This is a genomic window from Rhodomicrobium sp. R_RK_3 (assembly GCF_002198715.1).
Lineage (GTDB): Bacteria > Pseudomonadota > Alphaproteobacteria > Rhizobiales > Rhodomicrobiaceae > R-RK-3.
The window spans coordinates 135309-148103 of record NZ_MWLK01000018.1; the positions used below are offsets into that span (position 1 = coordinate 135309).

A 12795-nucleotide genomic window follows, 5' to 3' on the forward strand; every position below is an offset into this window, starting at 1 on the left:
TTGCGCTGGGAGTTTGTTTCATTCGCTATTTAGCGCGCATAGCCTTAGCCGAATTTGTCGCCGGAGAATAGTGTTGACTGTGTCTTTCCGCAGCTACCCTCAGGAAAGTGACGAGGCGGCCCGGCTTAAGCCCCTTGCTTTGCTCTTGTTTCAGCGCCAACGACAATAGCCGCGGCGGCCGACAAACGCAGCCACCACGGCGATAAGTACGATTACAGAGGACGGGCGAGCCTAGCGGCGGATGCCGAGACGGCCGATCAGGTCCCGATAGCGCTTTTCGTCCTTCGACTTCACATAGTCGAGCAGACGGCGGCGGGTGGAGACCATCTTCAGAAGACCCCGGCGCGAATGGTTGTCGCCCTTGTGGGTCTTGAAATGTTCGGTCAGCGTGACGATCCGGTCGGTCAGAATGGCGACCTGCACCTCGGGCGAGCCTGTATCGCCGGCCTTGGTGGCATATTCGGAAATGAGCGTTTGCTTGCGCTCAGGCGTAATCGACATCGGGAATCTCCTCAAATCGGATGAGGTTCCATCAGAGCGGGATGTTGAAAACCCGTGAGGGCCGCAACTCTCCCTGTTCGACCTCGCCGAGCGCGATCAGCGTTCCGCGCGAGGTGGCATAGATGAGACCAGTGTGGATGGGGGCGTCCCTTCCGCGAAGGATGATGGGCTTGCCCCGCTTCAATTGCGCCGCGTCCGATCCGTTGACAGCCAGGGCCGGGATGCCGTCCAGCGCGGTTTCAACGGGCAGAAGCGCTCCAAGGAGCGCCTCGCGGCCGGCCTCACTATTGCTCAATTCGAATAGCCGTTCCAGCGAAATTGCGCGTGCCTGCGGGAATGGCCCGACGCGGGTGCGGCGAAGCTGCGCGACATGGCCGAAGCAGCCGAGCTGACGGCCCAGGTCGCGGGCGATGGAGCGGACATAGGTGCCCTTGCCGCATTCGGCCTCGAAGACGCACGCATCTGGCGAGGGCATCTCGGCGATTTCGAGCCGTGTGACTTCGACGACGCGCGGCTGCAATTCGAACTCCTCGCCGTCGCGGGCGAGGTCATAGGCGCGCTCGCCCTCGATCTTGATGGCGGAGAAGCGCGGCGGCGTCTGCATGATGCTGCCGCGAAAGGCCGGCAGCGCCGCTTCGATGGCCTCGCGGCCCGGGCGCTCGGCGCTGTCGCGCGAAGGCTCGCCTTCGGCGTCGTCGGTCGTCGTCTCAACGCCCCAGCGCACCAGGAAGCGGTACTCCTTGGCGCTGTCGACCACATGCGGGATGGTTTTCGTCGCTTCGCCGAAAGCGATGGGAAGGATGCCTGTCGCGAGCGGATCGAGCGTGCCAGCGTGGCCCGCCTTGTCGGCGTTGAAGAGGCGCTTCACCTTGTTCAGAGCATGGGTCGAAGTGATCGATTGCGGCTTGTCCAGGACCAGCCAGCCATGAACGGGTGTGCCTTTGCGACGGCGCATGAAACGCTCCGAGAGTGGGGAGTTCAGTCCAGATCGCGGCTGACGTCCGGCGAGCGCAGGATGGCGTCGATCCGCGCGGCTTCGTCGAATGTCTCATCGATCTGAAACGACAAGCTCGGCATGTATTTCAGATCGACCCGCTTGGCAAGCTCGCCGCGCAGGAATCGCTGGTTGCGGGCGAGCGCGTCCTTCAGCGCCTTGGTGTCGCCGCCGCCGAAGGGCAGGGCGAAGATGGTGGCATTGCGCAGGTCCGGGCTGACGCGCACTTCGGTGACGGTGACCTTGGCGCCCTGCAATTCCGGATCCGCGATGCCGGAGCGCCAGAGGATGTCGGCGAAGGCGTGCCGGATCATCTCGCCGACGCGGAGCTGGCGCTGCGACGGGCCTTTTACGCCTTGCTGTTTCGACATCTCATCCCCGCTTGAAAAAGAAGCGGCCATTTAGCCGGTCCGGACCGGCGGTGCAATCGTTCAATTCAACACGCCCATCCGCGACGCATAGGCCGCAAAGGCAAAGGCTGCGGTGCTGAGCACGGCCGCGGTCCAGGTCTTGGTCCAGTGCGCGTCGCCGGCAGGAGCTTGTGGCGTGGTCAGCAGCCAGGCCGCACCGTAATAGAGCGCCTGCACGGCGAGGCCGCCGCCAAGTAGCCAGACGGCCAAGCCGCTCCTCGCCAGAAGGGCAAGGCCCGCCGCGCCGTACAACATCGCCGAAGCCGCCATGAAGGCGAGGCGGCCATGGTCCGTTTCCGGCTCCTTGGCCAGCGACTTGACCGCGCGGTCGAACAGCCATTCGAGCCGCGCGCGCCGCAGCACCATGACGGCCGACAGCAGATAGAAAGCGCCGAGCACCGTGGCGATGAAGACCATCGAGGGCCGTCAAACGCCCGCTAAAGCGAGCGTTTGACCTCTTCGGAACGGAAGCACTCGATGATGTCGCCCTTGCGCAGGTCGTGGTAGTTCTCGAAGCCCATGCCGCATTCCTGGCCGGCCTGGACCTCGCGGACCTCGTCCTTGAAGCGCTTCAGCGTCGACAGCTTGCCCTCGTGGATCACGACGTTGTCGCGGATCAGGCGGACATTGGCGCCGCGCTCGACCTTGCCGTCGGTGACGCGGCAGCCGGCGATGTTGCCGACCTTGGTGATGTTGAACACCTCCAAAATCTCCGCATTGCCGAGGAAGGTCTCGCGGATGGTCGGCGAGAGCAGGCCCGACATGGCCGCCTTGATGTCGTCCACCAGGTCGTAGATGACGTTGTAGTAGCGGATCTCGATGCCGCCGCGCTCCGCCAGTTCCTTGGCCTGGGCGTTGGCGCGGACATTGAAGCCCACCATCGCCGCGTTGGAGGCCGAGGCCAGCGAGACGTCGGATTCTGTGATGCCGCCGACGCCTGCATGGATGATGCGGGCCGCGACCTCATCGGTGCCGAGCTTTTCGAGCGCGGCCGAGATGGCCTCGACCGAGCCCTGCACGTCGCCCTTGATGATGAGCGAGAACTCTTTCTTACCGGCCTGGCTGAGCTGGCTCATCATCTGCTCGAGCGAGCCGCGGCCTCCGGCCCCGACCGCCTTCAGATCGCGCAGCTTGCGCGTCCGGTAGGATGTCAGCTCGCGGGCGCGGGCTTCGTTCTCGACGACGGCGAGCTGATCGCCCGCTTCCGGCGCGCTGTCGAAGCCGAGCACTTCGACCGGCACGGACGGACCGGCCGATGCGATATGCTCGCCCTTGTCGTTGATGAGGGCGCGGACACGGCCCCAGGCGCGGCCGGCGACGACGATCTGGCCGACCCTAAGCGTGCCGCGCTGGATCAGCACGGTGCCGACCGGACCGCGGCCGCGTTCCAGCTTGGCCTCGATGACCACGCCTTCGGCGAGACGGTTCGGATTGGCGCGCAGCTCCAGAACTTCGGCTTGCAGGCCGATCATTTCGAGCAGCTTGTCGAGATTGGCCCGGGTCTTCGCCGAGACCTCGACTTCGAGCGTGTCGCCTCCCAGCGTTTCGACGACGATCTCATGCTGCAGCAGCTCCATGCGGACGCGCTGCGGATCGGCGTCGGGCTTGTCCATCTTATTGATGGCGACGATCATCGGCACGCCGGCCGCCTTGGCGTGATTGATCGCCTCGACGGTTTGCGGCATGACGCCGTCATCGGCCGCCACCACCAGGATGACGATGTCAGTCACCTTGGCGCCGCGCGAGCGCATGGCCGTAAAGGCGGCATGGCCCGGCGTATCGATGAAGGTGATCGGCGCGCCGCCGGGTGTCACCACCTGATAGGCGCCGATATGCTGGGTGATGCCACCGGCCTCGCCCGCCACGACATTGGTCTCGCGCAGGGCGTCCAGCAGCGAGGTCTTGCCGTGATCGACATGGCCCATGATGGTGACGACCGGCGCGCGGCCTTCGAGTTCGGAGGTGTCGTCGTCGGTGCCGATGAAGCCTTCCTCGACGTCGGCTTCCGAGACGCGCTTCACGCCATGGCCGAATTCGGCCACGACGAGCTCGGCCGTGTCGGCGTCGATGACGTCGTTGATCTTGTGCATCTGCCCCTGTTTCATCAGGAACTTGATGATCTCCACCGACCGCTCGGCCATGCGATTGGCGAGTTCCTGGATGGTGATCGCTTCCGGCAGCTGCACTTCGCGAATGATCTTCTTCCTCGGCTCAGGCCCAAGCGCCTGCTTCTTCAAACGCTCGCGCTGGCGGCGGAGCGAGGCGAGCGAACGCTCGCGCTGGCTCTCGTCGAGCGCGTTGGTGATGGTCAGGCGCTGGCGGCCGCGGCGGTCGTCCTCGACCTTCTTGACGGGGGCGCGCTCGACCGGCTTTTTCTTCAATGCCGCGGGGCTGCCGGGGCGGCCGCGTGCGGGACCGTCATCATCCTCGGTGGCGGCGGCGGCGCGGGACGTCGTCTCGCGATCCTCGCGCGGCGGACGCGCGGTGGTCTCGGTCGCCGCCTCGCCGGTCTTGGGCGTGGTCGTCGTGGCGCGGCGTCCGGTGACATTGGTCGCGGATCTCGGCCTCTCGCCGGCCGGCTTCGCGGCGGCGGGGGCTTCGGCGACGGGCGCCGGCGCCTCCGGCTGGACGGGCGGCGGATTGTTCTTGGCCTCCAGCGCGGCGAGAGCGGCCTGCTTGGCCTCTTCCTCGGCGCGGATCGCATCGAGCGCGGCCTGGCGCTTGGCCTCTTCGGCGAGCCGCTTTTCCTCTTCCGCGCGTTCGATCTTTTCGATCTCTTCGCGCTTCCTGGCTTCGGTCAGCGCGCGCGCGCGGGCATCGACCTCGCCGGCGGAGAGCTGGCGCAGGACGTTGCGGGGCTGCTGCTTGTCGGCCTGGGATAATTCCGGCCTCGGCTTGCGGAAGGCGTCGCGGGCAGGCTTGGGGGGCTCCGGCACCACGGGCTTGGCGGGCGTCTCCGGCGGAACCGAGGCGACCGCTTCCTGCATGCTCATCGGCCGCTTGGAACGCTTCTTCTCAACCACGACCGATTTCGAACGGCCATGGCTGAAATTCTGGCGCACCAAGCCCTGCTCGACCGTCCTCTTGACGTTCAAGGTGATGGTCTTGCGTCCGGCATTTCCGGCTTTGTCTTCGGGGTCTCTCGTTTCGCTCATTCTTTATCCTGTGCCGGCATGTCCGCAACCGCTGCAGCCGCCAGACGTGTTCCCAAATAGCTTATATAACGTTTAGCCGACCAGAGAAACTTCCGGCCAGCGCCATCGTCCGCAATGGCGGCATGGATGACGTTTTCTTTACCGAGCGCCGAACTCAGATCGGCGGAGGCAAACCATGTGACGGGGCCTGCCCCGTCCGCGCCATCTGCGGGACGGACCGGGCCAATCCGATCCAGTTTCCGTGCACCGTCGCGGGAGGCGTCGGATGCATGGACGAGGACGACCGGCCTGGCGCTCCTCAGCGCCTTTTCGACTTTCGTAAATCCGGTGACGACGCAGCCTGCCTTATTGGCCAGGGCCAAATCTTGCAGAGCGGCGCGCCGCAAAAGATCCGTGACGACATCGGCTAGATCTGGATCGACCGCGACGGCCCGCCGGAACGCTTTGGCAAAGACCTTTTGACGGACAGACCTTGCGACAGCCTCATGCTCGGCAGTAATCCAAACGCCGCGCCCAGGAAGCTTCCTCTTGATGTCGGGCACGACCCGGTTGTCCGGGTCGAGAACGAAACGCAAAAGCTCGTCTTCCCGGCTGCGTGTCCGCTCGAGCGCACATTGCCGGACAGGTCTTATCCTATCTCTACCCTCTTCACCGGAAAAATTCACTAATTCTATTCGCCCTAAAGTCAGCGATGCCGTCAAACTGTTTCCCTGGTGACACAGACGATGTGCGAAATTGCTGTGTCACGCGTCTTTGCCGGCCGGCGCGGCCTCTTCGGCTTCGCCTTCGGCAAGTTCTGATTCGTCGGAGGGCTCTTCCTCCGGCTCCGGCGCCGCCTCGATCCAGCCGGCGTGAACGCGGGCGGCGAGGATAAGCTGCTCGGCCTCTTCGCGGCTGACATCGAACGGCTCCAGGAAGCCCTTATGCCGGGTCGAGGCGCCGTCCTTCTTTTCGCTCCAGCCGGTCAGGTCGTCGGTGGCGCAATCGGCCAGGTCCTCGACGGTCTTGACGCCCTTCTCGCCGAGCGCCACCAGCATGGCCTTCGAGAGGCCCGGGATTTCGGTCAGCTCGTCCGCGACGCCGAGTTCGCGGCGCTTCGAATCGAGCTCGTTTTCGCGGCGCTCCAGATAGTCGACGGCGCGGCTCTGAATTTCTTCGGCGGTCGTCTCGTCGAAGCCCTCGATGGCGGCGACTTCATGCGCATCGACATAGGCGACTTCTTCGACGCTGGAAAAACCCTCCGAGGCGAGCAACTGGGCGATGACCTCATCGACATCCAGCGCTTCCATGAATGTGTTGGAGCGCTCGTTGAATTCTTTCTGGCGGCGCTCGGATTCCTCAGCTTCGGTGAGGATGTCGATGTCCCAACCCGTGAGCTGGGAGGCGAGGCGCACATTCTGCCCGCGCCGTCCGATCGCCAGGCTTAGCTGGTCATCCGGGACGACAACTTCAATACGTTCGGCGTCCTCGTCGAGCACGACTTTGGCGACTTCGGCAGGCGCCAGCGCGTTGACGATAAAAGTCGCGGCGTCCGGCGACCATTGGATGATGTCGATCTTTTCACCCTGCAGCTCGTTGACCACGGCCTGCACGCGCGAGCCGCGCATGCCGACGCAGGCGCCGACCGGATCGATCGAGCTGTCCTTGGAGACCACGGCGATCTTGGCGCGGCTGCCGGGATCGCGGGCGACCGACTTCAGCTCGACCACGCCGTCATAGATCTCGGGCACTTCCTGGGCGAACAGCTTGGCCATGAATTCGGGCCGGGTGCGCGACAGGAAGATCTGCGGCCCGCGCTGCTCGCGGCGAACGTCGTAAATGTAAGCGCGGATGCGGTCGCCATAGCGGTAGGTCTCGCGCGGCAGCGCTTCGTCGCGGCGCACGACCGCTTCCGCGCGGCCCAGATCGACGACGACATTGCCATATTCGACGCGCTTGACGACGCCGTTGGAGATGTCGCCGATGCGGTCCTTATATTCATCGAACTGGCGGTCGCGCTCGGCCTCGCGCACCTTCTGCACGATCACCTGCTTGGCGTTCTGCGCGGCGACGCGGCCGAAATCGAGCGGGGGGAGCGGCTCGGCGATGAAATCGCCGATATTGGCTTCCGGATTGCGCTTCCTGGCATCCTTCAGCGAAATCTCGATGGCGTCCTGCACCACGGCCTCGACCACTTCGAGCAGCCGGGCCAGGCGAATTTCGCCGGTCTTGGGATCGATCTCGGCGCGGATCTCGTTCTCGCTGCCATAGCGCGACTTGGCCGCCTTCTGGATCGCGTCTTCCATGGCGCCGATGACGAGCATTCGGTCGATCGACTTCTCGCGCGCCACCGCATCCGCGATCTGCAACAGTTCCAGCCTGTTCGCGCTAACACCTTGCTGCGCCATTCGCATCACTCCAAATTTTCGTCGTCAGGGTCGATTCCCGCTTCGGCGTTCTCCGCCTCTTGCGCCGCCCTGGCCATCTTCAAAAGCTCATCGGTGAGGACGAGTTTCGCCTCGCCGATCATCGCCACGGGGATGCCGATCACCTGCGGCTCGTCATGCCCCTTCAACTCAACGCGCAATCTGGCTTCGCCGTCCTCGAACCCCTCCAGCACGCCGCGGAAGCGGCGGCGGCCGTCGATCATCTCCCGCAGCTCGATCTTGGCTTCATAGCCGGCCCAATCGTCGAGATCGGCGGGCCGCACCAGAGGCCGGTCGATGCCGGGCGAGGAGACTTCGAGCACATAGCCGCCCGGGATCGGATCTTCGGTATCCAAAAGCGGCGACAGGCGGCGGCTGATGCGCGCGCAATCGTCGACGCTGATCGCCCCATCCGGCTTGTCGGCCATGATCTGCACGGTGGTGCCGCTTTGGGCGGAGACCTTCACGCGCACCAGCCGCAAACCCAACTCCTCGATCACGGGTTCCGCAAGCGCCGCGACGCGCGCCGCTACGCCGCTCTCGCGGGTGAAGCGCTGATGCAAATCGCCATCAAACGGTTCAGCCATTGCCGCTTGCCTGAAATCCTGCTCCGAGTGGTTTTGGAAAGGCCCCAACAAAGAAAGAGCGGACCCTGGTAGGGGCCCACTCTCCACAGTCGAGATGATCATGAGCAAATATAATTTAGGCAACTTTGCGTGATCGCGCAAGGCTGTCTTGCGGGAAATGCATCTTTTTGGGCGCGCCAGGGCGGGTTTTCAGACATGTTTACCAATCGGTAGCGGTGTTTTGGAAAAAACTTAGGCCCATCTGGCCGGTTCAGGCGCGCTCGAATTCGAAAAAGCGGCATTCGCGGCCGGCCTCGACGGCCTTTTCGGCATAGCGCGTCAGCGGCCAGTCGGCCGGGCGATCCGCGTAGAGTCCTGGCGCGGCGCGGAAATCGGCGCGCGAATCAATTGCGGCGGTGACCATCGCGGCGTAATCGGCGATGTCTGTGGCAAAACGCAATGTCGCGCCGGGGCGCAGCACGCGGGCGAGCGCGGACAGCCCGTCATCACCGAGGAAGCGGCGCTTGCGGTGTCGCTTTTTGGGCCACGGGTCGGGAAAGAGGACGAAGGCGCGGCCGATGCTGGACTCCGGCAGCCAGCCCAGCACATGGCGCGCATCGTCATCGTAGAGGCGCACGGTTTCGAGGCCGGACTCGGTGACGCCGCGGACGAGTTTGGCGACGCCGCTCAGGAACGGTTCGCAGCCGATGAAGCCGGTACGGGGGTGGCTTAGCGCCTGATAGAGCAGGTGCTCGCCGCCGCCGAAGCCGATTTCGAGCCAGATGTCCTCGACCGGCGCGGGGAAAAGCCTGGCGACGGGCTGCGGCGCGGGTGCGGAGAGATCCAGCCGCAGCGCCGGCAGGCGTTCCGCGATCTGCCGGGACAGATCGTCGGTGAGCGCACGCCCGACCCGGCGGCCGTAAATCTGACGGCCGCGCTGGGGTCTGGCGGACTGTTCGGCGGCAGACGGCATGAGCATCCGTCCCGCGGCGAGCGGGGCTGGTTCCAATTCGGTCTTCCCCGCCCTTGGCTTAGGTCAGCGCGGCCTTGATCGGCTCGACGAGATCGAGCTTTTCCCAGGAGAAGCCGCCATCATTGTCCGGCGTGCGGCCGAAATGACCATAGGCGGCGGTGCGCTGGTAGATCGGGCGGTTGAGGCTGAGATGCTCGCGAATGCCGCGCGGGGTGAGATTCATCACTTCCCCGAGCGCCTTTTCCAGCTTCAGCTCATCGACGCGGCCCGTGCCGTAGAAATTCACATAGAGCGACAAGGGCTTTGAAACGCCGATGGCATAGGCGAGCTGGATCGCGCATTTGTCGGCGAGGCCGGCCGCGATGACATTCTTGGCCAGATAGCGCGCGGCATAGGCGGCCGAGCGGTCGACTTTTGTCGGGTCCTTGCCGGAGAAGGCGCCGCCGCCATGCGGGGCCGCGCCGCCATAGGTGTCGACGATGATCTTGCGGCCGGTGAGGCCGGCGTCGCCATCGGGACCGCCGACAACGAAGCGCCCGGTCGGGTTGACGTAGAATTCGTCTTCCGGCGGCATCCAGCCCGCCGGGATGACGCCCTCGACGAAGCCGCGCACGATTTCGCGCACGCGGTCCTGGCTGACATCCTCGATATGCTGGGTGGAGACGACGATGGAGGTCGCCTTCACCGGCTTGCCATCTTGATAAAGCAGCGTCACCTGGCTCTTGGCGTCCGGGCCGAGCTCGGTGACGGTGCCGGCATGGCGGGCCTTAGCCATTTCATGCAGGATGCGGTGCGCGTAATGGATCGGCGCCGGCATGAAATCTTGGGTCTCGGTGCAGCCATAGCCGAACATGATGCCCTGGTCGCCGGCGCCCTCGTCCTTATTCTCCCCGGCGTCGACGCCTTGCGCGATGTCGCTGGATTGCTCGTGCACATAGCACTCGATTTCCAGATTGCGCCAGTCGAAGCCGGACTGTTCGTAGCCGATCTTCCTCACCGTCTCGCGCGCTGCCGCTTCCATGGCCTCATGCGTGACGCTGGCGGGGCCGCGCACTTCGCCCGCCAGCACGACGCGGTTGGTCGTGGCCAGCGTTTCGAGAGCGACGCGGGAATAGGGGTCGGCGGTCAGGTACAGATCCACGATGGAATCGGAGATCTGATCGCAGACCTTGTCGGGATGGCCCTCCGAAACCGATTCGCTCGTGAACAGATAATGCGTGCGGGACACCAAAACCCCCTTCGTGCACTCATGTGAAGAATCGGGCGCGACCATATGGCCTCCGCCCCCAGGACGCAAGCGTCGGAAAGCAGCACTCGCCGGTGTCAGTCCGCGGATTGAGCCGGTACGGGACGCAAGGGCGCGGCGTCGAGCACGACGTCGTCGCTGAGGGCCCGGACAAGCTCGACCACGCGCTTGCGCACCTTCGGATCGGTGATCTTCACAAAGGCGCGGTTCAGCTCGAGGCCGTCGCGGCTATTGAGAAAATCCAGAAGAAAGGCCTCGGTCTTGGATTCCGCGAAGCCTGCGGCATGAGCCGCTGCGCGCCCCATCATGCTGATCGGCGCGTCTTCGAAGAAAAATTGCACGGGCACGTCGAGGATCTGAGAGAGCTGAAACAGCCGGCTGGCGCCGATGCGGTTCGTCCCCTTCTCGTATTTCTGGATCTGCTGGAAGGTCAGACCCATCTTCTCCCCGAGCTTCTCCTGGCTCATGCCCACGACCATCCGGCGAAGCCGCACGCGGCTGCCGACATGGATGTCCATCGGATTTGGTTTACGGCCTTGCCCTTGCGGCTCCAGCCGATCCTCAATGCCCCCCGGCGTCGTTTGTTCGGTTCCCATTGCTCCCTACTGTGCCCTGTTACCCTGTGAATGCCACATTGCACCAAACTGAGAATTTCGTATGCAATGCGTGGTTGTAAGCTTCTGATGCCTCACCCGTCAAGAAACTATGAACTCAACCCTAAATTGTGGTTAGCGATGGTTGCTACTCGTAGGTAATGCTCAATTCCCGCCGCGAGATCATATTACTCGCGTTGCTTGTCTCTTTTTGGGTCACTCAACTATAATTAAAACTCTATACAATACGAAAATAAGAAACGCCACTAGGATTAACCAAAAATCCCCCCATCGCGCGTAAGGTGTTGCCGCAAGCGCAGCGGGCAGCGCGTGATCGATATGTCCGATCGCCCCGAGCGGCAGGCTGGCGGCGATCCGGCCATGCGCGTCGATGATCGCGGAGATCCCCGTATTGGCCGCGCGGATCAGCGGCAGGCCCTGTTCGACGGCGCGCAGCCGCACCTGCTGCAGATGCTGGTACGGCCCTGTCGAAATCCCGAACCAGGCATCGTTTGTCAGGTTCAGCAGCCATTGAGGCCGTCCGTCTTCCGCGTTGATCTGGCCGGGAAAAATCGCCTCGTAGCAGATCAGCGGGCTGAAGGGCGGCGCGCCCGGCGCCGTCATCAGGCGGCGCGTCGCGCCACTCGCGAAGCCGGTGTTCATATGCGTGAGCTGCTTGATGCCGAGGGCGGTCAACGCGGTTTCGAAGGGCACATATTCGCCGAATGGGACGAGGTGCAGCTTGTCATAAGTGCCGAGCACCTTCGCCTCTGGATCGAGGATGAAGAGGCTGTTGAAAACCCGGTCCACATTATATCTGCCGTCAGCGCGGGCCGTGCCTTCGACCCGTTCCGCCCCCAGGATCAGCGACGAACCTTCCGGGACGAGTGTGGCAAACGCGTCACGGGCATCCGGCAGGGCGATGGCGCCGTTGAGCATGAACAGGAACGGCACCGACGTCTCCGGCCAGATCAGATGGGTGATCGGGCCGCCCTGTTCCGAGGGCTCGGAGCTGAGACTCAGCAGGCGTTCGAAAATCCTTTTCCGGTTTTCCGGCTTCCATTTCTCGGCCTGGGGGATGTTGGCCTGCACGATGCGCAAGGTGACGCCCGGCTGGGCTACGTCCGTCGCGGGGGCGAGCCTGAGCGTGCCCCAGCCCCAGCCGATCGCGAGCAGCCCGAGGCAGAGCGCGGGCAAGGGCCAGTTGCGGGCATCGGGGCGCGCCGTGCAGCCGGCGAGCGCCGCCGGACTGGCGAAGATCAGCAGCGCCAGCAAGGTCAGCCCGTAAATGCCGAAGATCGAGGCGCTTTGGGACAGGGCATCGTTGCCCGCCAGCGCATAGCCCCATAGATTCCAGGGAAAGCCGGTCAGGATGTTGCCGCGCAGCCATTCGGCGGCAAAGAGCGCGGCGGCGAGGATGAAGATGCGGGCAATGCCAGGGCGCCAGAGCCTCATCGCAGCGGCGCAGGCGAGTGCGTAGAACAGGGCCAGCCCCGCCGGCAGCGCCGCGACGGCGAAGGGCATCAGCCAGGCGAACTTGTCGGCCTCGACGAAGAAGGCAAAGCCCATCCAATAGAGGCCGGCGACAAAGAATCCGAAACCGAAACACCAGCCGGCGAAGGCGGCCTGCCGCCAGCGCGGCTTGGCGGTGCCATTCTCTGCCGCGATGCCGTCGAGCAGCCAGACCAAGCCGGGAAAGGTCAGGAACAGCAGCGGCCAGAGATGGAACGGCGCGAAGGCCAACACCGAGACGGCGCCGAGCCCGATGGCCATGGCCGCGCGCCGCCATCCCCGCAGCCCGGAAAGGCCGGATGCCAGCAAGGGCAGGGGGTTCAGCCGGGATAGGCTGGGTCGCGTCGCGGTCAGGCTCAAGGGTCACCTCGGCTCGGAAGGCCCTTCGCATGGCCCACCGCGCCGGAAATGGCAAGCGCAATGATATAGGACGATTGCGT

Annotated in this window: 12 protein-coding genes; all 12 read right to left on the minus strand. The window is 64.4% G+C overall.

Annotation, left to right across the window (positions count from 1 at the left end; translation table 11 throughout):
• Positions 1-231: 231 nt before the first annotated feature.
• Positions 232-501 carry a 30S ribosomal protein S15 gene (gene rpsO, locus BLEFHOIH_RS10185; RefSeq protein WP_088344997.1) on the minus strand — a complete coding sequence of 90 codons (270 nt, stop codon included), beginning with the start codon at positions 499-501 and terminating at the stop codon, positions 232-234.
• Positions 502-532: 31 nt separating this feature from the next.
• Positions 533-1456 (minus strand): tRNA pseudouridine(55) synthase TruB, encoded by a 924-nt coding sequence (gene truB, locus BLEFHOIH_RS10190; RefSeq protein WP_088344999.1) that lies wholly within the window; start codon positions 1454-1456, stop codon positions 533-535.
• Between the two features lie 23 nt (positions 1457-1479).
• Entirely contained in the window at positions 1480-1866 is a 387-nt protein-coding gene (gene rbfA / locus BLEFHOIH_RS10195) for a 30S ribosome-binding factor RbfA (protein ID WP_088345182.1), read from the minus strand.
• 60 nt (positions 1867-1926) lie between these two features.
• Positions 1927-2322: a hypothetical protein gene (locus BLEFHOIH_RS10200; protein WP_088345002.1), complete on the minus strand. Its 396-nt coding sequence runs from the start codon at positions 2320-2322 to the stop codon at positions 1927-1929.
• Between the two features lie 20 nt (positions 2323-2342).
• Positions 2343-5060: a translation initiation factor IF-2 gene (gene infB, locus BLEFHOIH_RS10205; protein ID WP_088345004.1), complete on the minus strand. Its 2718-nt coding sequence runs from the start codon at positions 5058-5060 to the stop codon at positions 2343-2345.
• Positions 5057-5761, minus strand: a complete 705-nt coding sequence (locus BLEFHOIH_RS10210) for an RNA-binding protein (protein WP_170937097.1) — start codon at positions 5759-5761, stop codon at positions 5057-5059. The genes infB and BLEFHOIH_RS10210 overlap by 4 nt, the downstream gene beginning before the upstream one ends.
• A gap of 42 nt (positions 5762-5803) precedes the next feature.
• Positions 5804-7447 carry a transcription termination factor NusA gene (gene nusA, locus BLEFHOIH_RS10215; RefSeq protein WP_088345008.1) on the minus strand — a complete coding sequence of 548 codons (1644 nt, stop codon included), beginning with the start codon at positions 7445-7447 and terminating at the stop codon, positions 5804-5806.
• Positions 7448-7452: 5 nt separating this feature from the next.
• Positions 7453-8052 (minus strand): ribosome maturation factor RimP, encoded by a 600-nt coding sequence (gene rimP, locus BLEFHOIH_RS10220; protein ID WP_088345010.1) that lies wholly within the window; start codon positions 8050-8052, stop codon positions 7453-7455.
• Positions 8053-8302: 250 nt separating this feature from the next.
• Positions 8303-9004 carry a tRNA (guanine(46)-N(7))-methyltransferase TrmB gene (locus BLEFHOIH_RS10225; RefSeq protein ID WP_088345184.1) on the minus strand — a complete coding sequence of 234 codons (702 nt, stop codon included), beginning with the start codon at positions 9002-9004 and terminating at the stop codon, positions 8303-8305.
• Positions 9005-9062: 58 nt separating this feature from the next.
• A complete protein-coding gene (metK, locus tag BLEFHOIH_RS10230; protein ID WP_088345186.1) occupies positions 9063-10232 on the minus strand; it encodes a methionine adenosyltransferase in 1170 nt (389 codons plus the stop codon).
• Between the two features lie 95 nt (positions 10233-10327).
• Positions 10328-10768 (minus strand): helix-turn-helix transcriptional regulator, encoded by a 441-nt coding sequence (locus BLEFHOIH_RS10235; RefSeq protein WP_245296957.1) that lies wholly within the window; start codon positions 10766-10768, stop codon positions 10328-10330.
• A gap of 291 nt (positions 10769-11059) precedes the next feature.
• Positions 11060-12616 (minus strand): apolipoprotein N-acyltransferase, encoded by a 1557-nt coding sequence (gene lnt, locus BLEFHOIH_RS10240; protein WP_088345014.1) that lies wholly within the window; start codon positions 12614-12616, stop codon positions 11060-11062.
• Positions 12617-12795: the final 179 nt, after the last annotated feature.

What these genes read in the sequence shown, in the direction of transcription:
- infB (WP_088345004.1), bottom strand. Translation starts at nt 5,060, where the DNA reads ATGAGCGAAACGAGAGACCCCGAAGACAAAGCCGGAAATGCCGGACGC.
- rbfA (WP_088345182.1), bottom strand. Translation starts at nt 1,866, where the DNA reads ATGTCGAAACAGCAAGGCGTAAAAGGCCCGTCGCAGCGCCAGCTCCGC.
- BLEFHOIH_RS10225 (WP_088345184.1), bottom strand. Translation starts at nt 9,004, where the DNA reads ATGCCGTCTGCCGCCGAACAGTCCGCCAGACCCCAGCGCGGCCGTCAG.
- rimP (WP_088345010.1), bottom strand. Translation starts at nt 8,052, where the DNA reads ATGGCTGAACCGTTTGATGGCGATTTGCATCAGCGCTTCACCCGCGAG.
- rpsO (WP_088344997.1), bottom strand. Translation starts at nt 501, where the DNA reads ATGTCGATTACGCCTGAGCGCAAGCAAACGCTCATTTCCGAATATGCC.
- lnt (WP_088345014.1), bottom strand. Translation starts at nt 12,616, where the DNA reads ATGGCCATCGGGCTCGGCGCCGTCTCGGTGTTGGCCTTCGCGCCGTTC.
- truB (WP_088344999.1), bottom strand. Translation starts at nt 1,456, where the DNA reads ATGCGCCGTCGCAAAGGCACACCCGTTCATGGCTGGCTGGTCCTGGAC.
- BLEFHOIH_RS10235 (WP_245296957.1), bottom strand. Translation starts at nt 10,768, where the DNA reads ATGGACATCCATGTCGGCAGCCGCGTGCGGCTTCGCCGGATGGTCGTG.
- BLEFHOIH_RS10200 (WP_088345002.1), bottom strand. Translation starts at nt 2,322, where the DNA reads ATGGTCTTCATCGCCACGGTGCTCGGCGCTTTCTATCTGCTGTCGGCC.
- nusA (WP_088345008.1), bottom strand. Translation starts at nt 7,447, where the DNA reads ATGGCGCAGCAAGGTGTTAGCGCGAACAGGCTGGAACTGTTGCAGATC.